22 protein-coding genes are annotated in these 24178 nt (G+C 59.5%); 7 read left to right on the top strand and 15 right to left on the bottom strand.

From position 1 onward, the window contains the following. Positions 1–81 precede the first annotated feature (81 nt). The 3 genes from SH664x_RS03080 to queC form a co-directional block, all read right to left on the bottom strand. Positions 82–1551 (bottom strand): sulfatase family protein, encoded by a 1470-nt coding sequence (locus tag SH664x_RS03080; protein ID WP_437204951.1) that lies wholly within the window; start codon positions 1549–1551, stop codon positions 82–84. Positions 1552–1596: 45 nt separating this feature from the next. Then, positions 1597–2970 carry an arylsulfatase gene (locus tag SH664x_RS03075; RefSeq protein ID WP_437204950.1) on the bottom strand — a complete coding sequence of 458 codons (1374 nt, stop codon included), beginning with the start codon at positions 2968–2970 and terminating at the stop codon, positions 1597–1599. 163 nt (positions 2971–3133) lie between these two features. Further along, positions 3134–3838, bottom strand: coding sequence for a 7-cyano-7-deazaguanine synthase QueC (gene queC / locus SH664x_RS03070; RefSeq protein ID WP_437204949.1), 705 nt, complete (start codon positions 3836–3838; stop codon positions 3134–3136). A gap of 260 nt (positions 3839–4098) precedes the next feature. Here queC and SH664x_RS03065 point away from each other — a divergent pair, with 260 nt between their 5' ends. Further along, entirely contained in the window at positions 4099–5463 is a 1365-nt protein-coding gene (locus SH664x_RS03065; RefSeq protein WP_437204947.1) for an SH3 domain-containing protein, read from the top strand. 587 nt (positions 5464–6050) lie between these two features. Continuing rightward, positions 6051–7238: a DUF1559 family PulG-like putative transporter gene (locus SH664x_RS03060; RefSeq protein ID WP_437204946.1), complete on the top strand. Its 1188-nt coding sequence runs from the start codon at positions 6051–6053 to the stop codon at positions 7236–7238. Between the two features lie 241 nt (positions 7239–7479). Here the strand turns inward: SH664x_RS03060 and SH664x_RS03055 are convergent, their stop codons facing one another. The 4 genes from SH664x_RS03055 to SH664x_RS03040 all read right to left on the bottom strand — a co-directional run bounded on the left by SH664x_RS03055 (position 7480) and on the right by SH664x_RS03040 (position 10512). Next, complete coding sequence (locus SH664x_RS03055; protein ID WP_437204944.1) at positions 7480–7818, bottom strand: hypothetical protein; 339 nt, start codon at positions 7816–7818, stop codon at positions 7480–7482. 76 nt (positions 7819–7894) lie between these two features. After that, entirely contained in the window at positions 7895–8503 is a 609-nt protein-coding gene (gene ruvC, locus SH664x_RS03050; protein WP_437204942.1) for a crossover junction endodeoxyribonuclease RuvC, read from the bottom strand. Between the two features lie 148 nt (positions 8504–8651). After that, positions 8652–8942: an acylphosphatase gene (locus SH664x_RS03045; protein WP_437204941.1), complete on the bottom strand. Its 291-nt coding sequence runs from the start codon at positions 8940–8942 to the stop codon at positions 8652–8654. A gap of 127 nt (positions 8943–9069) precedes the next feature. After that, positions 9070–10512, bottom strand: a complete 1443-nt coding sequence (locus tag SH664x_RS03040; RefSeq protein ID WP_437204940.1) for an arylsulfatase B — start codon at positions 10510–10512, stop codon at positions 9070–9072. A 304-nt stretch (positions 10513–10816) separates the two neighbouring features. On the opposite strand from SH664x_RS03040, the gene SH664x_RS03035 reads away from it, so the two are divergent. Further along, positions 10817–12034: a serine/threonine protein kinase gene (locus tag SH664x_RS03035; RefSeq protein WP_437204938.1), complete on the top strand. Its 1218-nt coding sequence runs from the start codon at positions 10817–10819 to the stop codon at positions 12032–12034. Positions 12035–12166: 132 nt separating this feature from the next. Here the strand turns inward: SH664x_RS03035 and SH664x_RS03030 are convergent, their stop codons facing one another. Next, a complete protein-coding gene (locus SH664x_RS03030; RefSeq protein ID WP_437204937.1) occupies positions 12167–12574 on the bottom strand; it encodes a bifunctional nuclease family protein in 408 nt (135 codons plus the stop codon). A gap of 194 nt (positions 12575–12768) precedes the next feature. Continuing rightward, positions 12769–13101 carry a hypothetical protein gene (locus SH664x_RS03025; RefSeq protein WP_437204935.1) on the bottom strand — a complete coding sequence of 111 codons (333 nt, stop codon included), beginning with the start codon at positions 13099–13101 and terminating at the stop codon, positions 12769–12771. Here SH664x_RS03025 and SH664x_RS03020 point away from each other — a divergent pair. Both SH664x_RS03020 and argH read left to right on the top strand, forming a co-directional pair. Next, on the top strand, positions 13100–13990 hold the full coding sequence (locus tag SH664x_RS03020; protein WP_437204933.1) for a rhomboid family intramembrane serine protease: 891 nt from the start codon (positions 13100–13102) through the stop codon (positions 13988–13990). The two genes, SH664x_RS03025 and SH664x_RS03020, sit on opposite strands and share 2 nt — an antisense overlap. A 109-nt stretch (positions 13991–14099) precedes the next feature. Further along, a complete protein-coding gene (argH, locus tag SH664x_RS03015) occupies positions 14100–15482 on the top strand; it encodes an argininosuccinate lyase (protein ID WP_437204931.1) in 1383 nt (460 codons plus the stop codon). 59 nt (positions 15483–15541) lie between these two features. On the opposite strand, the gene SH664x_RS03010 is transcribed toward argH, so the two are convergent. The 3 genes from SH664x_RS03010 to SH664x_RS03000 form a co-directional block, all read right to left on the bottom strand. Beyond that, positions 15542–17782: an NfeD family protein gene (locus tag SH664x_RS03010; protein ID WP_437204930.1), complete on the bottom strand. Its 2241-nt coding sequence runs from the start codon at positions 17780–17782 to the stop codon at positions 15542–15544. A gap of 267 nt (positions 17783–18049) precedes the next feature. Next, entirely contained in the window at positions 18050–19024 is a 975-nt protein-coding gene (locus tag SH664x_RS03005; protein WP_437204928.1) for a helix-turn-helix transcriptional regulator, read from the bottom strand. Positions 19025–19165: 141 nt separating this feature from the next. Next, positions 19166–19579, bottom strand: coding sequence for a hypothetical protein (locus tag SH664x_RS03000; protein WP_437204926.1), 414 nt, complete (start codon positions 19577–19579; stop codon positions 19166–19168). Positions 19580–19860: 281 nt separating this feature from the next. On the opposite strand from SH664x_RS03000, the gene SH664x_RS02995 reads away from it, so the two are divergent. Continuing rightward, complete coding sequence (locus tag SH664x_RS02995; RefSeq protein WP_437204925.1) at positions 19861–20484, top strand: hypothetical protein; 624 nt, start codon at positions 19861–19863, stop codon at positions 20482–20484. Positions 20485–20813: 329 nt separating this feature from the next. Continuing rightward, entirely contained in the window at positions 20814–21551 is a 738-nt protein-coding gene (locus SH664x_RS02990) for an alpha/beta hydrolase (RefSeq protein ID WP_437204924.1), read from the top strand. A 16-nt stretch (positions 21552–21567) separates the two neighbouring features. Here SH664x_RS02990 and SH664x_RS02985 read toward each other — a convergent pair whose 3' ends face one another. The 3 genes from SH664x_RS02985 to SH664x_RS02975 form a co-directional block, all read right to left on the bottom strand. Continuing rightward, complete coding sequence (locus SH664x_RS02985; protein ID WP_437204922.1) at positions 21568–22533, bottom strand: glycosyltransferase family 4 protein; 966 nt, start codon at positions 22531–22533, stop codon at positions 21568–21570. Between the two features lie 3 nt (positions 22534–22536). Continuing rightward, positions 22537–23217, bottom strand: coding sequence for a glycosyltransferase family 2 protein (locus SH664x_RS02980; protein ID WP_437204920.1), 681 nt, complete (start codon positions 23215–23217; stop codon positions 22537–22539). A gap of 263 nt (positions 23218–23480) precedes the next feature. Beyond that, the gene (locus SH664x_RS02975; protein WP_437204918.1) at positions 23481–24101 is read right to left on the bottom strand and encodes a 4Fe-4S dicluster domain-containing protein; all 621 of its coding nucleotides are present in this window, start codon (positions 24099–24101) and stop codon (positions 23481–23483) included. Between the last annotated feature and the right edge of the window lie 77 nt (positions 24102–24178).

Genomic DNA, 24178 nt, shown 5'->3' with positions numbered 1-24178 from the left:
GGAGGCGCCACAATCTTTTATCCATGATCCCACAGGCAAATGGTCATCGTCCGGCATTCATTCCCACCGGTCGAATCGCACTCATTTGCCTTCGGCAGCCCACTTCTTCATCAGCTCGATATTCCGCCGCAGTGTCTTCTTGTCTCCTCCCCCCTTGCTGTTGATGTTCGCAATGGTGTTGGCGTCATATGAGGCTTCCGACTCCGGGACCCGCCCCAGATCGTTCGTCTCCTCCTGCCAGCGATCGAGGCGTTGCCGCAACTCCAGCAGCTGCGTCTGATACTTCGGATCCGCAGCCAGATTCACAGTTTCATAGGGGTCAGACTTCAGGTCGTACAGCTCCTCCGCGGGGCGGCTTTCCGAGAACAGCAGGCGCTCCTGCAAGTCGTTCAGCTTCCCCTCTTCGTGAAGCTTGCGCAGCTGGCGGACGATCGGCTTGCTGTCCTTGTAGCGGTTGGGCTGCAGATGGGGACGAGCCGGGTAACCGTTCCGGATGTATTTGAAGTCGGCTGTCCGGACAGAACGAATCCGGTCGACGGTTTCATCGCAGCGGTCGCGGGCGGCAAAAACCTCCTGACGAGGCTGATAGTTGGTGGCCAGCAGATCCCGCGCCTGCATTTTGGCGGGAATCGCGATGCCTGCCCGAGCCAGAGAGGTGGCCGCCATGTCGATGTGTTCGACCAGATCGTCCCGCACCGTGTTGCGGGGAACTCCGGGTCCCCGGATCACGAGCGGCACATGGATCCCTTCATCATACAGGAACTGCTTGCCACGAGCGTGGCTGATACCGTGATCGGTCGTGAAGATGACTACCGTCTGATCGTAGATTCCTTCGGATTTCAGACGTTTGATCACGTCCCCCACCTCGGCGTCGGTTTTGCGGACAGCATCGAGGTAATAGGCCCAGTCTGCCAACAGCAACGGATCGTTCGGGTAGTAAGGAGGGAGTGTCACCACATCCGGAGAAGTGAGTGTTCCCAAGGCCTTCTGCAGATCTGCGGGACCGCTATTCCCCTCACGGGATTTCCCCCCGTGCAGCTGCACCTGCATGAAGAAGGGCTGTCCGGGCTTCCGTCCGGACCAGTCGTTGCCGTCATACATCGACTCATCATAGACGAAGTTGTAATCGAGCTTGCCCATCTGCTTCCCGGGCTTCATCTCGGGGCTCCCCACCGCGGTGTAATAGCCGGCCCGCTTGAACAGCACAGGCAGCGGTTCCACTCCTTCTGGCAGATATATTTTGACGTCTCCCCGGCTGCTGCGGTGATTCTGGGCGCCGATCGAAGTCTGATACATGCCGGTGATCGAAGCCGACCGGCTCGCCGAGCAGACAGGGGCTGTCACAAACGCGTTGCGAAACAGGGTCCCTTCTTTGGCCAGCTCGTCGACGTGGGGCGTCTGAATCCGCTGTTCCCCATAGCAGGAAAAGTGGGGAGACATGTCGTCCACATTGATCCACACGATGTTGGGCCGTTCGCTGGCCATCGTCTGCGAAGTGATCGTGCAGACAATTGCCAGAGCGCAAGACAGTGCAGCTGAAAAGATCTTCATGGCGTGAGTCCTGGAGCCGAGCGTTAACGTCAGTTCACCGCGACGTCATTTTGCCCGAGACTGTTTAGGATTGCGAGTCAGAAGCGGCCATTCTTCCGACTCCGACCGCGCCGTCTTGAGGAATTCTTCCACACGCCGCACCACTTCGGGATGCTCATTCGCGACGTTGTGGCTCTCTGTCGGATCAGACGCGAGATCATAAATTTCGAGCGGAGCAGCCAGGCCGGTGCGGACCGCTTTCCAGTTCTGCCAGCGAACAGCCTGCTGCAAGCCATTCGACATCTGTTCCCAGTACAGCATCCGATCCTCGAGATTCTGCGATTTCCCGAGCAGTGTGGGCAGGATACTGACGCCATCGACCGGGGTGGTGACACGGGCCCCGGCCAGTTCGGCAAAGGTCGGAAACAGATCCGGGAAGGACCACACAACGTCCGAAGTCCGGGAGGCCGGAATCTGCCCCGTCCAGCGCACAATCATCGGGGTCCGCAGCCCCCCTTCAGAAAGTGTCCCCTTCCTCCCACGCAGGTTTCCATTGCTGGCAAACACCTTTTGATACGCAGCAGGCCCGCCATGATCGCTGCAGAAGAAGACCAAGGTCTTCTCGCTCAATCCGGAATGATCAAGCAGCTTCACGATCCGCCCGACATCGGCATCCATCCGCGAAATCATGGCTGCATACTCGCGTGCCTTATCCGGCCAGTCCCTGCCGGCGTACTGTTGCAGGTCCGGCACCTGATGGGCGACATGCGGAATCGTGTAGGGAACGTACAGGAAGAACGGCTCCGACTGATGCCGGCGGATGAAGTCGAGAGCAAAGTCCGTAAACAGATCGTGTGAATACGCCCCCTGCTTGCCGTCGGCATTTTCGGCAATGACGTGTCGCTCCCGGTTCTTCCAGACGGAATCAGGATAATAGTTTGTCGCCCGATCCTGATTCAGATAGCCGAACCATTCATCAAAGCCCTGCAGGTTCGGTTCGCCCGTGGAATTCGGCTCTCCGAGTCCCCACTTGCCTGTCATGCCGGTGGTGTAGCCCGCACCTTTGAGAACTTCAGCGATCGTCAGGTCCTCGGGACGCAGCGGTACCCTTCCGCGCTCGCCTTCTTCTCCGATGACACCAGCCACCTTTGAATGATTCCCCCGGATCCGCGTATGACCGGTGTGCAGGCCGGTCATTAACACGCTGCGGGAGGGAGCGCAGACACTCGCCCCTCCGTACACCTGTGTAAAGCGGGTCCCCTCGCGGGCCAGCTGATCAATATTCGGAGTCTGGATCAATTTCTGGCCATAGCAGCCCAGATCGAAGACCCCGAGGTCATCCGCCATGATGAACACGATGTTCGGCTTCTCGGCAGCAGCCACGGGCCAGCCCATAAACGCCAGAACAATCCCTGCAATACCGACGAACTTTTCAGTCATGGGTCAGCCTCAATTCAAGAGGAAGTTCAGCCGCTCACACACTCATCCGCCCGTACCTCAATCCATCTGATTGTTGAATCGCCAACCTCGGAGTGGCAAGGACCACGCCCCAAAAAGCAATTGGAACAATCACCACTTCGATTCTTCAAGCCACGGAGATCACCTACTCAGCAGGCGCGGTCGGATCAGAAACCCCTGCCGCAGCGAAACCAGCCAGTCGAATCTGGCACGAGTCGCAATGTCCGCACGGAGTGCCATTCGGCTGCGGATCGTAGCAGCTGTGGGTGAGTCCATAATCCACCCCCAGTCGCAACCCTTCGCGAATGATTTCAGCCTTGGTCAGGTGAATCAGAGGGGCATGAACGCGAAACTTCCCCATCTGCTCCACTCCCGCTTTCGTCGCCAGATTGGCCAGGGTTTCGAAGGCCGTGACAAACTCGGGGCGGCAATCCGGGTAGCCGCTGTAGTCGACCGCATTCACTCCCAGGAAGATGTCGAACGCCCCCAGCACCTCCGCCCAGCCGAGGGCAATCGACAGAAAGATCGTGTTGCGTGCCGGAACGTAGGTAATCGGAATCCCTGCAGCGAGCGCCGCTTCATCACGATCTTTCGGGACGGTGATGTCGGCCGTCAGCGCGGAGCCTCCGAATCGTCGCAGATTGAGTTCAATGATGGCGTGGTCGCTGACCCCCCGTGACGCACAGGTTTTCAGTGCCGCATCCAGTTCGAACCGGTGTCGTTGACCATAGTCGAACGAGAGCGCAAAGCACTCGAATCCCTGATCTTGCGCAATAGCCAGGCTCGTTGCCGAATCAAGGCCACCGCTGACCAGAACGACTGCCTTGGGACGGGGAGACGATTGTGTCATGGGTTCGGGCGCCTGTTCTGAAAACCGAAAGTCGGGGAGTGAGGGCATTGTAACTTTCTCATTCGCTTCCGGCTCGCAACAAAGCTCGGCTGACTGATCTTGCCTCAGACGCGAGGGGTACGGTAAGAAGAGAGCCCCTCGGAAGATCCCCCTCATTTCTTGAGTTCAATTCCCTGCCTGCCCGCGATTTTGTGTGAATTTCACCCGAAATTCCCTCACAGAAACGCTCCTTGTGCCCCTTTGATCAAAAGCTGATGACCATGACACGACGACTCTTTCGTTCGCTGTTCAGCCTGCTCCTTGTTTGTTCCTCGCCTCTGGCGGGTTTCAGCGCCGAGCCAGCCTCGACCTATCAGGGAACCGTCGTCGGCGAAGATGTCGAAGTCCGCTGCGGCCCCGGAGCCCAGTTTTATGTGACGGGGAAGCTCAAAATGAACGACCTCGTCACCGTTCGCCGACACGATCACGGCGGCTGGTATATGATCGATCCTCCGGCGGGCAGCTTCAGCTGGATTGACGCCACCCTCGTCGACCGCGTTTCTCCGGAACGCGGGGTGGTCGCCATCACGCCCGAAGAAAACCGCCTCCCCCGTGCGATTGTCCGCATTGGAAGCGAGTTCAGCGAAGAGCACTCGTTCTCCGGGCGGGAACTCTTTAACGGTGACGAAGTGACGATTCTCGGCGAACAGACCCTGCGCGGGCCGCGCGGAGCAGTCCGGATGCTGAAAATCGCTCCCCCTGCTCAGGAATTCCGCTGGGTCAAAGGAGAATTTATCGTCCCCAACAGCAAGCAGATCCAGCAGCAGCTGGCTGTCGACCCGTTTCAGGTTCCCGCAGAACATCGTCAGCGACTGGTAACCGAAAACCGTTCCCCGCTCCTGTCTCCGGCCACGGCAACCGATGAGAAAGTGGCAGAAGCCGCGCCGGCAGAACTTCCCACAACGCCTTCCCAGAAAAAGATTTCCGACGAATTTGACCTGCTGTCAAAAATCGACCAGGACTACTCGGACATGGTGGCGAAACCCGCCAGCGAATGGGTTCTTGACCCGATTATCGCCCGGTACGAACAGCTGAAAGCCTCAGCATCGCCGCAGATCGTCGCGATGATCGACCAGCGGATGCCGGTCGTGCAGAAGCGGCAGGAAATTGCGGGGCACTATCAGCGGTTTTTGAAAGTCGCCGCTGAAACGTCCGAGCGGGATGCTCAGTTGCTGGGGACACAGGCGAGCTTCCAGCAGGCGGAGGCACCAGTGGTGGAAAACCCGCAACCTGCAATGGCGATGCCCCTTCAGGAGACGCCGAGAATGCTGTCTCCCGCCGCGGCCACGTCCCATCCTATCGCGCCTGCGAGTGCGACACAGCCCGCCGCTTCCCCGACTGGGAAGTCGAAATTCAGCGGAGCCGGCATGGTTCAACAGGTTCTGCCCACTCCCGGACTGCCCCCCTATGTGCTTGTCGCCCCGGACGGCCGCTTCCTGGCGTTTCTCAAGCCAGCGGAAGGGGTTGCGATGGACGAATGGATCGGGAAAGCAGCCGCCATGACCGGTCCCCGGGCCTTCGATAACGCAGTCGGTGGCGACGTAATTCAGGTGGAGTCCGTGTCGGCTGTGCAGCTGACGAAATAAGCCGGCCGAAATCAATTGTCGCATCCATCTTGCGAATCTCGTCCGCTTTTCACAGGCGATCTGGTGCATTCGAGCCGGTCGGCGGCTGTCGGTCCACTGTCGTCGGCTGCCCGGGAAGTCGAGGGACAAACACTTCAAACAGGGATCTCCCCCATCCGCTTCTCGCAGGGGACTGGTTCGCTGAAGTTGCAGCGCGGGCCCCTCTGCCGTGCGCCCTATCAGTTCGGAACCGACATCCTATGAGATTGCCGCGATTCCACTTGCAGCGAAGGCCAAAGCGTGCGTGTCCCCAAAGGCCCGTCGATCGGCTGCAGGACGACGCTCGTTGGGGAGAGGTGTTCGTCGAATCTTCGCGAAAAAGTCAACGACTCTTGATGCAAAATCCGATGTCGTCGCTTGACGCTGACGAGACAAAAGTTGACAATCAGGCGTTAAAGCCTCGGCTCGAATCGGTCTGCCCAGCCATTCGCGCTTAAGCTGGCGACAGGATGTCTGCTCTCGACTGAGCCACTTCTGTCGAGCAATGTGGAATGCGTTATTCCAACATTTATTCGGTGTTTTTCCCGGGCGTAGAGGAGATGGACCACATGATACGAAATCGACGTAAGGGGTTTACTCTGATCGAGCTGCTGGTGGTGATCGCCATCATCGCCGTGCTCATCGCATTGCTGCTGCCTGCAGTTCAGCAGGCACGTGAAGCAGCCCGCCGGTCTCAGTGCAAGAACAACCTGAAGCAAATCGGCTTGGCCCTGCACAACTACCACGACACCTATAACCGCTTCCCGCCCGGATACGTTCACTTCGGCAAAGCGACTGCCACGAACAACAACCAGTTCGGGACCCCGATTGCCGCGGGCGACGGCCACTGGGCATGGTCGGCATTCATCCTGCCTCAGATTGATCAGTCTGCCGCCTATAACGCCATCGGCGTCGGGACCAATTCAATGCTGAGCCGCTTGGATGCCAAGAACCAGCCTCAGGCCTTTCAGGCGATGACCCAGGGTTATCCGGCCTTCCAGTGCCCGTCGAACACCGCTCCGCCGACCAACACGACGACCAATGCGGTTCCGACCTCAGCGACCCAGACCCGCCTTTTCAACGGTTACAACACCTCTGGTGCCGCAACGCCTACTGCAGTCTCCAGCAGCGCGTACGTCGGTGCCAACTCCTCTTGGTCGCTCAACTCCAACGCTGCCACTGACGGCCGCTATCCGGTTGCCAAGTCGGCTTCTGGCGTGAGCTTCCACAAGGCAGGTGGTAACGGAATATTTGTCGGTAACGGAAACCTCGGAATCCGGGACATGACTGACGGTACCAGCAACACCATCTTGGTCGGCGAACGTGCCTGGAAAATCGGTTCCAACAACGTCGGTTCCGCAACCATGTTTGCAGTTCGTCACGGCGGAACCACCAGCGGCGATCCGTCAAACAACTTCCCGAACGTTGCCGACAACGGCGCTGACGGAACGATGAACAACGATGGCCTCGTGTTCGCACTGGCTGACGGTCTGGCCAAGATTAACCAGTGGAATACCGGCTTCGGTACTGCTGGCGGCGGACGCAGCGGATTCAGCAGCTTCCACTCTGGTGGTGCTCAGTTCCTGATGGGTGACGGCACCGTCCGCTTCATCAGCGAAAACATTCAGCACACCAACCAGACTGCTGAAGCTGCAATCGCATCAACTTCACCGGTGGTCTCGGGAGCTTCTGCTGTCGACAGCACCTTTGAACAGCTGATCGCCATTCGTGACGGTCTGCCCATTGGCGAATTCTAATCCTCGCCAGTGTGTGATCTAAATGGACAGGAAGCCCGCCAGTTTTGGCGGGCTTCTTTTTTTATCCTCTTCAATCCTGTCGACCGTCCTCGCAGCGACTTGATTTTCGATCAGCCTGGATCCGCCCTGCGGAGCCCGACATGCCGCCAATTGAAAAGCGCTCAACACAGTGGACCGCACAAGCAGCCACTATGGGCCAACGACGACGGCGCATCGCACGCCGTGATGCCGAAAGTCGCAGCTACCTGGCTGAAAGCAGGATCTGATCGAGCTTGGCTGCAATCTGCCCGCGCGTCAGCACCGCGTCACATCCGGCGGCTTCGGCCGCCTCAAGGAGTGCCGTCCGCAGATGGGGCCCGTAAGCGATCAGCCGGCACCCTTCCCCGAGCTGCGACTTCAGCGACGGCAGATCCAGCCCCGGTGTCTCCACATCGACGATGACGGTCCTCGGCGGAGAAGCCGCAGCCAGTTCGAGACATTTCGCCTGAGAAGAAACGATCCGCGATTCGGATCCTGCTCGTTGCACAGCCCCCTGCAACTGGCTGGTGAGAAACAGATCGTTCGAAAGGATGATGACCATAAAGATTCCTGTCTCAACCTGGGAGCCGGAAGCAGCGGAACACCGACTCCATGAGCGAGATTCGGGGAGAGGCTCCTCAGCCCGCCTGATGTGCCAGTGCGAGGCCATGGAGGTCGACACGAAGACTGTGATAGTGACAGAGCGCGATGGCACACGCATCTGCCACATCGTTCGGCTCAAGCGTTTTCGTCATATTCAGCTCACGCTGAATCGCCTGCTGCACCTGCTCCTTTGAGGCGGTTCCTGTCCCGGTCAGCAGCTTTTTAATCTGCCGGGGAGTGTAGTGCACCAGACCCAGCCCGGCGTGAGCAATGGAATACAGGATCGCCCCACGGGCGTGAGCCATCATGAGAGCCGTCTTCGGATTCTTCACCATCGAAAAAACCTTTTCGATGGCCACGGAATCGGGCTGAAACTCCTCGATCAGTTCGCTGATCCCCTGTCCGATTTCCAGCACGCGGCTCGCGAGCGAACCGGAGGGCTTCGTGCGGATCACGCCACCCTCAATCAGAACTGGCCGGCGAGAGGTCCGTCGCAGCAACGCATAGCCGGTCCGGTTCAGACCGGGGTCGACCCCCAGATAGATGGAGCCTGGCTGCGCAGCAAACGCGTTTCCCGTTTTGATTCCCACAGCCGAAGAGGGTCCTTGCGACGAGATGCCGACGGCCCATGCCGGGACTGACATGGTGTTCCCTCCTTGTTTCGCGTCCTCGCTGGACGAACTTTGGCAAAATTCGACTGACGCAGAGGTTATCACAGATCCGGCCGCAAAAAACCGGCAACTTCCGCATTTTTCACCCTGTCCAGGGCTTCAATCCGCAGATCCGCCCCGATTACCGCGTAATTTCGAAGCCCTGAAACGGGTCTGTACATGGAAGGAATTGAATGCTGGCGGAAACTCCGTGCCCCACAAACCGGTCCTGAATGGCTTCGTGCAGCTGATCGAAGAGTGGAGTCGGTGCGTCGACCAGAAGCTCCACGGTCCCATCCGGCAGATTGCGAACCTGGCCGGCCACTCCTAGGCGGCGGGCCAGCCGCGAGGTCGTCGCCCGAAATCCCACCCCCTGAACCCTGCCCCGATAGATCACACGGCGCCGCTGTATGGGATTCGAAGTTTCTGACATCAGCGCTCCTCCGCGGGCGGTTGCAGTTGCGGAGAGTGTTCTCCTCCAGCGAGTTTTACCAGCCCGATCGTCGCCCCTTCAAACGAACGCCCCGTGATGTCACTCCGGACGCCGCGAACACTGGCACTCAATAATCCCGGAACGGGCCGCGAGGCTCAGCCGCCTCCATGTCTTTGACCCATGTCTCAAACTTCTGACGGAGTTCACCGGTGCGTTCAGGCTGCTGACTGGCGAGATTTGTCTTCTCTGCCAGGTCCGCGGACAGGTCGTACAATTCCTCTTTCCCCGCGGTACGAATCCATTTCCAATGGCCGATTCGTGCCGCGTCAAAAGCCTGATTCTGCCAGTACATCCCTGTTCGCGGCGACTCAGCCTGCCCCTGCAGCGTCGACCAGATGTCATTACCGTCGAGCACCAGATTCTCAGGAGGATTGACGCCGGACTGCTTCAGTAAAGTTGGCAGCAGATCGAGGCTGGTCACGAAGGAGTCGTTCACTCCTCCTGATGGCAAACCGGGTCCGCGGATGAGCGCGCAAACCCGCACTCCCCCTTCGTAGGCCTTTCCCTTTCCTCCACGCAGCGGCGTATTGCGCGAGCCGGCTCCTCCACCGTTGTCGGAGAAAAAGATCACGATCGTATTCTCCGTCAGCTGATACCGGTCGAGAAGGTCCAGCACGCTCCCAATGGCTTCATCCATGCAGAGTAGAGAGGCGAGGTACTCCAGCCGCTGCTTTTCCGGCGTCGGCGTCAGTGCGACTCCTGAGTAGCGGGTCGGCGTCTTGCGGAGTTCATCCTTGAGATGAGGAAATTGCTGCTTGTATTCGGGGGGTGCCTGGGGAGCACTGCGGATAGCCGGATCCAGATTGGATGCTGTGTGCGGTGCATTAAACGGCAGGTAGAGAAAGAACGGCTGATTGTGGTGCTGATGCAAGAACTTCTCCGCTTCCCGTCGAAAGAGGGTTGTACAGTAGGTCCCTTGATTCGCTTGAGTGGGTGCATTGCCGGCATACATGGACGGAACGCCGTATCTCTCGTGGGTAAAGTAGTCGATGCCGGTGTTCACGAAGCCGTAAAAGACATCGAAGCCCTTCTGCAGCGGAAGGTATCGCCGCTGCATGCCGAGATCCCACTTCCCAAAGATGCCTGAGACATAGCCCGTCTGCTTGAGATAGGCCGGCAGGATCTGCTCACGCTCGTCGAGTCCTCCAATCCGCTCGAACGAAACCGCGTACTCCCGGGGGGAATAGCGATAGCCATAATCGGGGGCCTCATTGCGTACCATGTCGTACATGCCGTTCCGCTGTGGATATCGGCCGGTCAGAAACGAGGCCCGCGAAGGGGTACAGGCGGGCCAGGCGACATAAAAATTGGTCAACCGGACCCCCGTTTTCGCGAGCCGATCAAGATTCGGAGTGCGAACCTCCTCGTTCAGAATTCCGAGATCGTTGTAGCCCTGATCATCACTGACAATCACCACAATGTTTGGTGGAGCCGCCACAGCCGGGCGGGGAGACAGACACGCTGGCAGACAGGCGGCCAGCACCAGGATCAGGCGGGCGGGGGTCGTCATGGGGAGCGTTCCGGAGACCTGAGATCGATGGAGGGGGAGCCACGGGATCAGCAATTTAATCCCGACACGATTGTACAGAATCGGGCCGTTACCGCGAATTGTCCACCAGGTTTTTCACCTCGGCCTCAGGCCGCCGCCGCCGGAACGGCAAGGAAATTCTGCAAGATTTTCAGAGTGGGCAGAAAAACTGCAGTCAAACTTCTTCAACGTCCCGATTTCTTACGATATTATTGCGTCAGCACATCAACGCGTCTTGATCCTGCAGTTTCTCGTCTCGCAGGATACCGGGAGAGCATTCGCACTCATGATCGTGACTGCTGGAGCCTTTGTTGAGCAGGTGGCCAAGAGCCGGATTCTTCCTCCGGCGCGGCTGAACGCGTTCGCAGCGAGCCCACAGGCCCAGTCGCTCGTCAGCTCAACCGAACTCGCCATGCTGGCGGTCCGAGAGCAGCTGCTGACCCGCTTCCAGGCTGAAGAGATTCTGAATGGCCGTGGACGGCAGCTGCGGGTGAATGATTACGTGCTGGTCGAAATTCTGGGCTACGGAGGAATGGGGACCGTGTACATTGCACGGCATCCCGACAAGCCGACCTGCTACGCGCTGAAGCTGCTGGGCAAGCAATACAAACACGAAGCCGGAATCCGGGCCCGGTTCCGGCTCGAAGCCCGCGCTGGCATGCGGTTTGACCATCCGCGACTGGTGAAAACCTACGATGTCGGTCGTGTGGAACACCTGTATGGTGAAACCGACTATATGGTGATGGAACTCTTTCAGGGGGTGACCCTCCTGGAAGGGATCAGTTTTTCCGCCGGCCCCATGAAGTGGGACGCCGCGTGCGACGTCGTCAGTCAGGCGGCGGAAGGAATCAGCTATCTGCACCATCAAGGCATGGTGCATCGCGATGTGAAACCCGACAATATTCTGATTGACGTGCAGGGGAACGCGAAGCTCCTCGACTTCGGCCTGACGCTGGCCGATCAGGCCTGCCTGGATGAAGAGTTTTCTCTGGCCATGATCTTCGGACACGATTGCCTGGGGACAGCGGACTTCATTCCCCCGGAGCAGTCGCTCGACAGTATGAAAGTCGACGGCCGGGCCGACATTTACAGTCTCGGGTGCACGCTCTATGTCGCACTCACCGCGCAGCGGCCGTTTCCCCGTCCTAACCGTGCGGAGACTGTTCGTGCCCACCGCACCGATCCGCGACCGCGTGCCGACCGCGCCAATCCGCAGTGCCCTAAAGAGCTCGCGGACATCGTCGAGCGTATGATGGCCGTCGACCCTGCCGGTCGACCGGCCACCGCTGCGGAAGTGATTCAGCTGCTCCAGCCTTTCTGCCGCCGCCGGAACTGGGCGTTCGAATTCCAGCAGGTCCTGATACGTCGCCGCGAAATCCGACGGGCCAGTGCCTCGAAGTGTCAGGCTGGTTCCGCAACCCAGGTCACGCGCCAGACCAAGCTGAATGCCCACCAGGAGACCGACTCCACGGGCAAACTCTCGCGAGAAGAACCGACTGCGTAGTCCCCTCGAAGTGTCGGCTGCTCCGCATTGCCGGAATCAGGCAACCCGACGTGGTCTTGAGCGCCACACGTTGTCTCGAGGGGCGGAAAGCAGCACTCCGCGCGGCATCGGACCCTTCTCAAGGTCAGACAGCTACTGATTCGGGCTGGCGGCCTCGATGACGTCTTCATCCACATAGATGGGCAGATGCGGGTCGAAATGGGCAGCCAGGGCAATCGCGTCGCTGGGCCGACTGTCGACTTCGATGATCTCACCGTGGTGGCGAATGCGGATCACGGCGTAGTAAGTGTGCTCCACCAGATTGGTGATGACCACATCCTGCACTTCTCCACCCAGTTCGATGATCACGTTCTTCAGCAGGTCATGCGTCAGCGGCCGGGGGGGAACATGCCCCTGCACCCGACGATCGATGCTCGTCGCCTCGAAAATTCCGATCAGGATCGGAAACGAGCGATCCCCTTCCACTTCACGCAGAAAGACAACCTGTTGATCATTAATCTCGCTGATGATGATTCGGGCGAGTTCCATTCTGACGAGCACGTTCGACACTCCTGACGGGCTGCGAGACGGGAACCAACAAATCTGGGCAGCGAACTGAAATCACAAAAGGAGATGAAGCGGTGGCCGGGCCGTCTGTGCGGCGAGGGCTCGGCCCCTGTTCCACGTCCCGCAGTGCTGGTCCGGCGCTGCGGGGGTGGTCCAGTGGGAAGTATAAAGGTGCCCGAATTACCCGTTCAAGGAACTTCCGCTGCGTCCCGTTGCGCTGCGGCAATCCACCCCGTCGAACCGTCACATTCCGCAGCCGCCAGAGCGCGGATCACTCCCATTGTCGCCACCCGGTTGTCGCCACCCGTCGATTTCAGACGACTACCACCGCCCCCGGGACGCCGACAGAACCACAATCCGATTTCCCGTCTTCCCCCAGCGGCCAGTTCCCGGCACATCAGTATTCTGCAAGGCACCGTCCGGTTACAGTACACGTTCGGCCAGTTGGCGGTGCGCTGATGGTCAGCAATTGGTGTTTTGGAGGCAGTTCCTTCGGTCACTGCCGTTTGAAATGGAATCATGCGAAAACTTGGACAACTCCCCTCCGCCCGCCAGGCGCGACGGCTGCAGCTTTATCTTCATGCACAGGGAATCGAAAGCCGGGTTGACGAGCTTCCTTCCGCAGAATGTGAACTCTGGGTTTTCGATGAAGAAGACGTCCCCACAAGCCGGGAAGCCTTCGCTCAGTTTCAGACGAACCCGCTCGACGCCCGGTTCGACGTCAAAGATGTTCCGCCACCTCCACCCGTTCCGGCCCCTCCTCCCGCCACGCGGCGAGTGCGTCGCTCGGGAGGAATACCACTCACCTGGCTGTTAATCATCAGCAGCGTGCTGGTGACGCTCGCCACCCGGTTCGGTGAACTGGAACAGGGTCGACTGTTTCAGCAGGTGATCATGTCTGTCCCGCGCCTGCAATTGAACGGATCGACATTCGAACTGCAACGGGGCCTGCCGGAGATCGAACGGGGTGAAGTCTGGCGGCTGTTCACTCCCATCTTTCTGCATCTGCATCCGCTGCATCTGGCCCTGAATATGTATGTGCTGTTCGTGCTGGGGGGGACCATTGAACGGGTTCGTGGTCGGCGGGCCCTGCTCTGGCTGGTCCTGATCCTGGCTCCGGTGTCGAACCTGACACAGTATGCTGTGGAAAACGCAAATTTCGGAGGAATGTCGGGCGTGCTCTATGGGCTGTTCGGTTATATGTGGATGCGCGCCCAGTTTCTGCCGGAAGACGGCCTCCGCATGCCCCGTGAAATTGTGTTTCAGATGATCGCGTGGCTGTTTCTGTGTACGTTCTTCATGCAGGGGGAGGTGGCCAACGGGGCTCACTTTGGTGGTCTGGTGGCTGGAATGGTATGCGGATTTCTCCCCCGGCTGTGGAGAGGCGGGGATCTTTCCCGCTCGAGTTGAACTCAGGTGGTTCCAACCGACAGAATCTCTCTCGGGACGCACAGGCATTTTCAAACAGCGGGCGCGACAAACCGCCCAGTTACCTTTTCGAATTCAAGGATCAGACAGCGTGGCAGACAAAGCCTGGGGTGGACGATTCAGCGAGCCGACTGACAAGCAGGTCGAGCTGTTTACGGAGTCGATCTCCTTTGATTCTCGGCTGGCCGCTGTCGACGTGCGGGGCTCTCAGGCCCATGCCCGCATGCTGGCCCATGTCGGGTTGATCTCCACGAGTGAACGGGACCAGATCTGTTCGGCTCTCAGCGAGATTCTGCGCGAGATCGAGCGGGGCAAGATGGAGTTCAAGACCTCGCTCGAAGACATCCACATGCACATCGAGTCGGCCCTGATTGCCCGACTCGGCGATGTGGGGCGCAAGTTGCACACCGGGCGGTCGCGCAACGATCAGGTCTCCACCGATCTCAAACTCTATTTCCGTGATGCGATCGACCAGATCGATCAGCAGCTGGAAGAACTGCAGAAGGCGTTCGTCACCCGCGCTGAAGACGATTTTGATGTCGTGCTTCCGGGATATACCCATTTGCAACGGGCCCAACCGGTCAATGCCGTGCACTACTGGCTGGCCTACTGCGAAAAATACCAGCGGGACCGTGACCGGCTGCGTGACTGTCGTCGCCGGATCAATCTGTCCCCACTGGGAGCGGCGGCACTCGCCGGTTCCTCGTTGCCGATCGATCGGGAATTCACCGCGCGGGAACTGGGGTTCAGCGCTCCTGCGGCGAACAGTCTCGATATCTCCAGCGATCGTGATTATCTGGCGGAGTTCACCAGTGCGCTGGCTCTGATCGCCGTCCACCTGAGTGGCTGGGCCGAAGAATGGATCCTGTGGTGCACCACCGAGTTTGGGCTCCTCAAACTGTCGGATGCCTTTACCACCGGCTCCTCGATTATGCCGCAGAAGAAGAACCCGGATGTTCTGGAACTGATCCGGGGCAAATCCGCGCGGGTGATCGCCGCTTCACAGCAGCTGATGCTCCTGCTGAAGGGTCTGCCGATGGCCTACAATCGCGATCTGCAGGAAGACAAGCTGGCGGCCTTTGCCGCCTTCGACACCCTGTCAGCCTGTCTGCAGCTGGCACCGGCGATCGTGGCAAACGCCCGCTTGAATCGTGAACGGATTCAGGCCCGCATTGAAGAAGGCTTCCTCGACGCCACCGCGTTCATGGAATACCTGATTCGCAAAGGAGTGCCGATGCGCACTGGACACGAGATCGTCGGCAGACTTGTCGCGACGTGCGAATCGCGCGGCTGCCCTCTCTCAGCCTTGCCGCTGCCGGAGCTGCAGCAGGCGTCGTCTCTCATTGAGGATGATGTGTACGACATCCTGGGGGCGGAAAAAGCGGCCGCAGCCCTGATCAGCTACGGTTCCGGGGGCCCCGCCCGTGTGCAGGAACAACTGGTGCTCTGGCGTGAGCGGTTGAACATGGAATAGCGACCTCTGACGGACCCGGGCAAATTCGCAGCTTCTCCAGAGCCGGGTGCCTGAGCGAATCAGGCCTCGCGAACGACGATCCGGTTCCGGGAGGACTGGACCACCCGCACCGCGGTATTGGGCTCGATAAAAGGGCCGTCGCTGACCACGTCGACAAGGCGTCCGTCAATGCGGGCCTTGCCGGCCGGCCGCAGAATGGTCAGCGTCGTCCCCTGCGCACCAATCGGGACTTCCCCGCTGCCTGTCTCGTCCGGACGGAGCCTCGGCTCGTTGGCGAGCTCCGGGTCTCCCGGTGGAGCGAGCACCATATGCTTCAGCAGCGGAATCCGGTTCATCCAGCGACTGGTTGCGACGGAGACCGCGATCACCCCCGCGAGGGCAACACCCAGCGTCCCCAACGGTTTTGCCAGTCGCTCGATGTCGTACTCCAGATTGAAGCCGGTGAAGGTCTGGCTGGCCATCACCAGCGATCCCAGCACCAGCAGAATTCCGCTGACACCAAACACACCGAAGCCCGGAATCAGAAACAGTTCGATCGCCAGACAGCCCATCCCGATCATGAACAGGGCGACCTCCAGTCCGGTGGCGGTCCCTCCGAGCATCTTGCTCCAGAAGAAGATCGCGAACGCCACGACCGACAGAATTCCAAAAAAGCCGCTCAGCGTCATCAGCTCGAGATAGATACAGACGATCGCCACAAAAAACAGCAGCCCGGTGACCCAGCTGGTGTTCAGGGTGAAGACGAGCGTATCGACCCAGGTCCGCCCGATCGCCCGAAGCGGTTCCCCTTCGGGAATTCCGAGTCGCAGGCGGAGCTCATTCAGATCCTGTACGGGGGCCTCGGCCAGCAGCAACTCATGGGCTCTGGTTCCGCTGACCGTCAACGCGCTCCCCGGACGGGCTTCCGGAACCCGCGGGCCCGCTTCCCATTTGTCGCCATCACGATGAATTTCATCCTGACTCAGAAACCAGACCTTCCCGGTTTTCTTGTCGGTGGCCCGGAAGACTTCGAGGTCCTTATCCGCAAACTTTTCCAGCAGCGCTGCTGGCCGGTTCTTCGCATCCGCCAGTTCGCGAAGCAGCTTCAGCTCGCTGCTCAACGCTTTTTCTTCTGCCCGCAGCACAATGCCCCCCATCATGTTGATCGGAATCGCATTGCCAATGGTCGCCTGTGGCTGCATGTAAATTTCATCGCAGCCGACCGCCAGAATCGCTCCGCCGCTGTACGCTTCGCGGGGGATGTAGGCGACCGTTTTGATATCCCTTTGACTGAGCGCGGCGATCGTACGGGAGAGGTCTTCGCAGACCCACAGGTAACCACCGGGGGAATCGATTTCAAAAATGATCAGTTTGGTCCCCGACTGCACCGCCCGTTCAATCTGCCGCTGGGCAAACGCTGCGAACACTTCATCGATCATGTCGTGCAGCTGGATGTAGGCAACCTTCCCGCTCGGTTCCGCCGGGGAGAGTTCGCGGAGGGCCCCAACCGGCAGCCCGTAATGGTCGATCAAATCACGTCGACTGGTTGCGGTATGAACCGCCAGGATGTCGAGGTTCCGCGCCTGAGCACCACTGAGCGTCAGCGGGGTTCCGCTTTCGTGGAGAACCTTGGCATCGGCAATCACCGCACCACTTTCACGCAGCTGTCGACCCTCTTCGGCTGTCAGGATCCGGGCTTCGCGGGACTGGCCGTCTGACTCAACCGTGAGTCGCACCAACTCCACCGATGGATCGCTGAAGCTGCGAGCCAAGGCCTCATTGACTTTGGGATTCCGGCGGCGGGCCACAATCGATTGCACAATTTTCTGCTGATCGGCCGGGAGAGCTTTGCCGCTCCCCAGATCACCCAGACTGGCATCGGGGGCGAGCACAATTTCGTTGCAGGCCAAGGCGACAAGGCCATTGTTCCCGGTCACGGTTTTGGGCACCCACGCGACCGTGGTAACGTTGGTCAACGGTTCCGCAGTCAGAAAGTCGGCGAGGGCATAGCAATTGTGAAACTGGCTGGAACCGGAAGGGATTTCCAGAATCAGAAACGCGGGGCGATTTTCGCGCTGTGCGGCATCCTGCAGTTCGAGCACTGCCCGTCGCACCTGACCCAGATTCTCGTCCATGATCGGACTGACCAGAGGAATCAGCTGAGCCAACGGCCGCTTCTCGGCCTGTTGCACCCGTTCCGCCAGAGGAGCAGCGAGAGTCACGCCGGACATCGCCAGCAGCAGCATCCACCCGACTGCACACCGCACAGCAGGGCTCAGTTGGAACACTGACTCGGCTCTGACTGCGGGCGTCTGATTCATCACTCGGCGTTCCTTTTGCGGTCCTGGTGCACCACGATCGCTTCCCGGGTGTTCCGCCATTATAGGCGAACCGTCGGTCGACGGGAGAGTTTCCAGTGCGATTTCCGGATTCTCTCGCTCCCGGAGGAGAAGCTCCCGGGATCCAGACAGCAAAACGGCCCAACGGTTCGTCGGGGAACGGAAGCCGCAACACGCAATGGCGCCCGCAACTCCATGATCAGTACGGAACTCGAGATGAATTCAAAACAGCGGCTCAGCGACGATTCCTCACCTGTTGGAAGAGGACGTTGGTTCGCTTCTCCTGTACTGGGCGACCATCGCTTCCGCGCGCTGGTGAATCAGAGCCTCCAATTCGGGCGGCTCCAGCACCCGCGCCTGATCCCCATAGCCCAGAATCCACCAGGAAATCTCGTTGATGCCATCGACATCCACGGTGAAGTCGAGCGTCCCATCCTCATTCCAGCTCAGCTGCTGCGTGGAGTGCCACGTCACTTCGGAAACATTGGTCGCGACCATCGGCTGGAAACGGATCACCACGCGGGCGGGCGACTTCGCTTCCTTGATGAGATTCCAGGCGTTGCCAAAGTACCGTCGAAGATTGAATCGGGGGGGAACGGTGAACGATTCCTCGGTCAGTTCCGAATGCTCGATCCGTCCTGTGTGGAACGTCCGGACTTCGCGATGCAGGGACGATCGACCGATGAGGTACCACGTGTGGCGTCGAAACAGCAGGTGGTACGGGCTCACCAGAGTCTGGATCGTGCCCTTCTCATATACGCTGTGATAGCGGATTCGAAGTTTTTTCTTGCCCGTGATCGCTTCCAGCACACGTTGATAATGTTCCCGACCATCTGGCTGTCTGGCGAGGGGCTCCATTTCGATCTTGATGGCCGCGGTCAACTCGCTGACATAGTGTTGCAGGTGCGGAGGAAGGTTTCCCTGCAATTTGAAGCTGGCCTCGCGAGCCACATCGAGAAACGGAATGCCGCGCTCGCGGTGACTCGCCTCCTGTGCGAGCACGATCAGCGACAGGGTCTCGGAGAGGCTCAGTTCCGCGGGGGGCAGATAGACGTGCGAGGGAATCCAGTAGCCTTGCCTCTGCGCATCGTAGAGGACGCGAACTCCCGATTCCTGAAGAGTCTTCAGGTCTCGAAAGACGGTTCTTCGGCTCACCTTGCAGAAGTCGGCCAAATCGTCGGTGCTATGCGTTCGCCCCGTCTGCAACCGCTCCAGAAGATGCATCAGCCTCCGGATTTTCCCCGTCGCCCCCATGATTGAAGCCCTGCGTTTTAACCCGCCCGGCTCTTCCGTTGCCCACGGAAGCTCTGTCACTGGCGGGATGCCCCATTCCTGCTTGACCGGATGCGGTCCAGCAAAATTCGCCTACCAGACGATGGTCACATTCTGGCTGACGGGACCGGGAGTATACCACGGCCGGCGATAGCTGTAGTAGGGATATCGCTCATGCAATGTCCCCGGAGCAACTCCCCCCAGATTACGAGGATAGCCGGGAGTTTGTGAAAACTGGGCCGGTGTTGAGGCTGGCGAAACGGCACTCCAGTACGAGTCTCCGTAGGTGTAAAACGACCCGGAGACTTCAGGAGAAACCGGTGCAACGGGAGCAGACAAAACACCTTGCGAATGCGAAGGGGGGCTGGCGGGGGTGGGAACGACCGTCGTCGCCGCCGGGGAGGGATTCGCAGCCGGTGCATGCGGCAGCAGCGGCTCAGCAGCCAATGTCGGCAGCACGAAGCAGAGAACGATAAAAATGCAGGTGGCAAAGCGAATGACCATCATCAGACTCCAGTCAATGGGGGGACTGCCTGAAGTCTACAAGCCCCCGGGGAGCAGGTCTTGAAACTTGAAGATTTCCCGCGGAAATCCTTCCTCGACTTTGATGCCGCTGGCGAATATCCGGAACGGAATTGATTTCGGGCCGGGAATTCTCCCTCAAAATCGGTAAATCCTCTCATGGTCGGGGGAGACGTGCCGATGATTACGGCGAGGGAGCACCGGATTTGCGTGCGCGGAGGTTCGTCATCCATCCTCTCCCCTCCGATCCCATCAAGGACGATGATATGAAAAAGCAGTCGTGGGCAGTGCTGTGCCTGGTGCTCGCCGGACGTGTGGCCGCCGCACAGGATCCTCTGAGTGCCCAGAACGTCGGCTATGGAGATGCCTATCTGGGAGCGTCCTCGGTCGGCAGCAACGAACCGCTGTTTCGGTACGACGACCAGGAGCGGTGGAAGCATGGCTATCTCCACGACATGCCCTACTACGGTGGCTATCACTCCTTCCTGCCGTACAACTACCACAACGTCTTTGCACAATCCCAGACGGCGGCCGGCTGGGGGATGTCACCCGTTCTCCCGTATTCGCAGCAGTTCTGGCATCGCTACGAAAACATGACCGACCTGTCGCGCGGTCATCATACGCCGCTGCAGCCTTATCTCCCGCCGGTCAGGGAATGGGACCACTACCCCAAGCCTTATAACCCCACAACAACCTCAGTTCCGACCCCTCAACAAGGGATGCCTGTCCAGAACTTTGGCGCGCAACAGTCCGGCTCCGGATATGCAGTGCAGCCAGTCGCAGGATCGTACCCACAGTACCTGCCCTCACAGCCTGCCCTTCCTGCACCGCAGATGCCGATCCAGAATCAGCCTCCCCAGCAGAACGGCCCTTATCTGCCTCGTCGGTAGGGCTTGAACTGTTCAGCGTCGGCAGCTGACCCTGCTGCAAAACAGCGGGAAAAGTGGACGATCCGCCACGGATAGTGTCAAAAGGTCGATCCGCACCGGATTGAACATCGCGGCATTCTGGAGAGCGGCAAGTCGCCTTCGACGCCCGGCAATTCGGGTGGGTCTTGATGACGTTCCGGACGGGGCCGCATCAATCTTCGCTGATTTGTCCTGCGAAGGAAATGTTGTCTCAAGGCCCGGAAATGCCGGGACAAAATCCGACGTCAGCGACAGAAAGTCCGATAGAATCCAGAGAGGACACCTGGAATGGATGGAGAAATTGAGGTCCGATGGCAAATCTGGAATCGAGACGAATCGCCGACATTGACTGCCATGTGATCACGTCATCCAGGGCACCGCGGTTGATTGCCGTCTTTTGTCACGGTTTCGGCGCTTCTGGGGATGATCTGGTCCCCGTCGGTGCCCAACTGCTGGATCACTTTTCATCGCTGCTCGATGAAATTCAGATCGTCTTTCCTGCCGGTCCCCTGTCGCTGGAGATGCATGGCCTGCCTTATGGCCGCGCCTGGTGGCCGCTGGACATGCAGAAACTGATGATGGCTTCCCAGCAGGGAACGTTTCGTGATCTGCGTGGAGAGAGCCCGCCAGAACTTCCGCAGGCCCGCAACGCCCTGATGGGGGTGCTGCAACAGCTGCAACAGAACTTCGAGCTTCCCTACTCCCGTTTCGTCATTGGAGGGTTCTCGCAGGGGTCGATGCTGGCGACAGACGTTGCCCTCCATCTTGACGAGCCTCCCGGGGGACTCGTTGTCTGGTCGGGAACGCTCCTGAATGAAGCGGACTGGCGCGGGCGGATGCATCGGCTCAGCGGAGTTCCCATTGTGCAGAGCCACGGTCGGCTCGACCCCTTGTTGCCATTTGAAGCAGCGACCTGGTTGCGAGATCTGTTCATCGAGTCGGGGGCGAATGTGCAGTTCTTTGACTTCCCGGGACCGCACACGATTCCGCCGCAGGCGTTGCAGGGGGCCGGGCAGCTGCTCGTCAAACTGAACGAACAGTTCTCCTGACGGGTCCACGTCACTCTCACTTCCTGCCAGGCGCTGAGCGGAGAATCTCATCCAGTTGCTGCCGGAATGCCGCATAGGAACAGCGACTGTCTGCAGCCGCTTTCGCCTTCCGACTGATCGTCCAGCGGAGAGCCGGATCGCATAACGCTTTGATCGCTGCCGAAAATTCTGCTGTCGCCCGACAGAGAAATCCGGACTCGCCGGATTCCACCTGTTCGAGAAATCCTCCACGAGCGTCGACGATCGGCACGCAGCCCGAGCGCATCGCTTCTGCACAAGTTCGCCCGAACGATTCCGTCAGCGTCGGGTGGTGATACAGCAAGGCGTGCCAGCGGTGCAGATGCTGTCGCGCGGACCACTCCGCCGGCCAGAACCGGACCCGCTCCTGACAGGCCGCCGACAACTGCGGTCGCAATGCTTCCGGGGCTCCCACGAACTCCCAGAAGACCCGGGGATGCTCATTGGCCCATTGGCGGTAATCCTTAATGATCTCCAGCGGCCACTTCTTGAGAATCGGAGTGCACATCCGTCCGATGATGAGTTCTTCATCGAACTGGCGGCACGGAGCAGGCTTCTTCCATTCCGAAACGGGGACCGGCTGATAAAGCACTGGGAGCCCGAGCCGTTGCTGAGCAGACAGCCACCCCGAGCAGGCAACTCGCCATGTGGCGTCGGCTCGTGCTCCCAGGGAATGCGCATAGAGCAGCGAAGGACAGTGGTGGAGTTCATCCACCCTCGAAGGCGCGGTGTTGTGGAGAATGACCAAATCGGCGGACAGCCGGTGCAACAGTCCATTCGTCACGCGTGGGATGTGCTGGAGTTCACACTCGCCAAACTCCTTTTGCGATTCTGCGGTCCACGGCGACAGAGACAGCACGGTATGTCGAAAGCCCGGCAAGGCTCGCGTGATCGTCCAGGCGCACGCACCGGTGCCGCCACAGATCTCGCCCACATTACAGACCTGAACCAGATGGGGAGCCATGCCTCAGCTCCTCCACTTCCGCAGAAAGAGCTGTCGGTCGGCCTGCCATTCCCGGGAGCGGCTCTTCAGACAACGGGTGGAACGGTGTCCCAGATGCGTCACGGGGAGATTTCCCACCCATCGCCACGGAGGAGATGCCGGCCGCTGCGAGGCCTGCAGCGACTTCCGCCACAGCCGCGCCTGCAGATCCGTATCGGAATAATAAAGTCGCAGCCGTTCATCGAATCCCCCCAGTTCCAGCAGGGTGTCGCGTCGAAGGGCGAAGCACCATCCTGCCAGAATGAGAGACGAGCCCGCGCCCCCGGCGACGTCGGGAAAATCCTTTTCCATTCGCTCCTCACAGCCGACCAGTTCAACCGAGGCCTCGGAGAGAGGAGCAGTCAGCCGGGGAATCCAGCAGCCGGTCGTCAGGGTGTCGTTATTCAGGAAGACCAGCAGCTCGGAAGTGGAGGACCGTGCGCCGGCATTCCAGGCGGCGGTCACTCCACCGCGACGCTGACTGGGGAGCAGCATGACTTCGGCGGGAAGCGTCTGCTGCAGCTGTCGACGACAGGGGGCCGGGCTCCCGTCATCCACGATGAGGCACTCGACTGCTTGTGTGTGATGTTGCAGGAGCGTGCGAACGGCGTTGATGGTCAGCTCGGGCTGGCCATATTGAGGGATGATTACCGTCGTGCGCAACATCAGTCACCGGCAAGCGGGTATTCAACTGGCAAGGACATCTGTTGGAAAGCAGCAGGTTGCGCGGAGCCGCCACCACAAGGAACTCGGAGCGGAATCAATGCCGGCACAGATGCGGGGTGTTCAGCGAGGCGCGGCCAACAGAGGAAGAGACCACGGAGCATTCCTGAATCAACCGGTGCAGCGGTTTCCCGTCACCCGCGCGTCGGGCGCTGCCAGGGCTCACCTTCGCATGGCAAGGTGGGAGTGATCGATCGCCGCAAGACCTAATCCATCCAGATGCGGTCCCAGTCGGCGAAGATGCAGTCGAGCAGGTCCCGCGCCGGTTCCGTCGCGACGTAGCAGACTTTGACGTCGTCTTCCTGGCTGCGACGAGCGATGGCGATGGTCTCCCCCTCTTCGCTGTACAGCCAGTGGGGCTTCGTGAACCATTCCAGAATGTCGATCAGGTCCTGCCGCTTCGTCGGCAGATAAACCTGTCCGTCAAGGAAGATCTGGTAGCCGTATTCTTCCAGCTTGGGGAACGGGAGGCCCCTCTCTTCCCCCTTCCAGTAGGGGGCCAGAACTGAAACCGGATCGGGCTTCATGTTCGGATTGTGCAGCATGTCGATCGCGTTCCAGGGGCAGATCGTCAGCTGGTAATCCTCGGTGCTGTCGTTCGGGGAACGGTAGCACATCTGACACCCGATGCAGCGGGAGGTGTCGATCTGGTGATAGCTTTGGCCGGGAATCTCGCTCGGCACTTCATAGATGCAGTCAACGGGGCAAACGGTTGCACAGGACTGGCAGCTGGTGCACGAGTCTTTGTTAATGACGTTGAGATACCGCACCTCTTTTTTGCGGTCATCTACCCGGGTCTCAAAATATTCTTCGACCGAGATCGTCATACGTTGCTTCCCGATTCCAGATATCCACGCAGGATATCGCCTGAACCCATCGACGGCTACTGATTGACGTTTCGACG

It is taken from the genome of Planctomicrobium aquicomposti (assembly GCF_051466325.1).
In the GTDB taxonomy this organism is placed as follows: Bacteria; Planctomycetota; Planctomycetia; order Planctomycetales; family Planctomycetaceae; genus Planctomicrobium.
The sequence above is the reverse complement of the archived record's forward strand: the minus strand, read 5'-3'. Positions and strand labels throughout refer to the sequence as shown.

Coding starts and splice junctions, on each gene's coding strand:
- SH664x_RS03065 (WP_437204947.1), top strand. CDS start 4,099: ATGACACGACGACTCTTTCGTTCGCTGTTCAGCCTGCTCCTTGTTTGT.
- SH664x_RS03010 (WP_437204930.1), bottom strand. CDS start 17,782: ATGAATCAGACGCCCGCAGTCAGAGCCGAGTCAGTGTTCCAACTGAGC.
- SH664x_RS03005 (WP_437204928.1), bottom strand. CDS start 19,024: ATGCATCTTCTGGAGCGGTTGCAGACGGGGCGAACGCATAGCACCGAC.
- SH664x_RS02980 (WP_437204920.1), bottom strand. CDS start 23,217: ATGTTGCGCACGACGGTAATCATCCCTCAATATGGCCAGCCCGAGCTG.
- SH664x_RS03080 (WP_437204951.1), bottom strand. CDS start 1,551: ATGAAGATCTTTTCAGCTGCACTGTCTTGCGCTCTGGCAATTGTCTGC.
- SH664x_RS03035 (WP_437204938.1), top strand. CDS start 10,817: ATGATCGTGACTGCTGGAGCCTTTGTTGAGCAGGTGGCCAAGAGCCGG.
- SH664x_RS02985 (WP_437204922.1), bottom strand. CDS start 22,533: ATGGCTCCCCATCTGGTTCAGGTCTGTAATGTGGGCGAGATCTGTGGC.
- SH664x_RS03000 (WP_437204926.1), bottom strand. CDS start 19,579: ATGATGGTCATTCGCTTTGCCACCTGCATTTTTATCGTTCTCTGCTTC.
- ruvC (WP_437204942.1), bottom strand. CDS start 8,503: ATGTCAGTCCCGGCATGGGCCGTCGGCATCTCGTCGCAAGGACCCTCT.
- SH664x_RS03060 (WP_437204946.1), top strand. CDS start 6,051: ATGATACGAAATCGACGTAAGGGGTTTACTCTGATCGAGCTGCTGGTG.
- SH664x_RS02990 (WP_437204924.1), top strand. CDS start 20,814: ATGGCAAATCTGGAATCGAGACGAATCGCCGACATTGACTGCCATGTG.
- SH664x_RS03045 (WP_437204941.1), bottom strand. CDS start 8,942: ATGTCAGAAACTTCGAATCCCATACAGCGGCGCCGTGTGATCTATCGG.
- SH664x_RS03025 (WP_437204935.1), bottom strand. CDS start 13,101: ATGATTCCATTTCAAACGGCAGTGACCGAAGGAACTGCCTCCAAAACA.
- SH664x_RS03040 (WP_437204940.1), bottom strand. CDS start 10,512: ATGACGACCCCCGCCCGCCTGATCCTGGTGCTGGCCGCCTGTCTGCCA.
- SH664x_RS02995 (WP_437204925.1), top strand. CDS start 19,861: ATGAAAAAGCAGTCGTGGGCAGTGCTGTGCCTGGTGCTCGCCGGACGT.
- SH664x_RS02975 (WP_437204918.1), bottom strand. CDS start 24,101: ATGACGATCTCGGTCGAAGAATATTTTGAGACCCGGGTAGATGACCGC.
- SH664x_RS03075 (WP_437204950.1), bottom strand. CDS start 2,970: ATGACTGAAAAGTTCGTCGGTATTGCAGGGATTGTTCTGGCGTTTATG.
- SH664x_RS03055 (WP_437204944.1), bottom strand. CDS start 7,818: ATGGTCATCATCCTTTCGAACGATCTGTTTCTCACCAGCCAGTTGCAG.
- SH664x_RS03020 (WP_437204933.1), top strand. CDS start 13,100: ATGCGAAAACTTGGACAACTCCCCTCCGCCCGCCAGGCGCGACGGCTG.
- queC (WP_437204949.1), bottom strand. CDS start 3,838: ATGACACAATCGTCTCCCCGTCCCAAGGCAGTCGTTCTGGTCAGCGGT.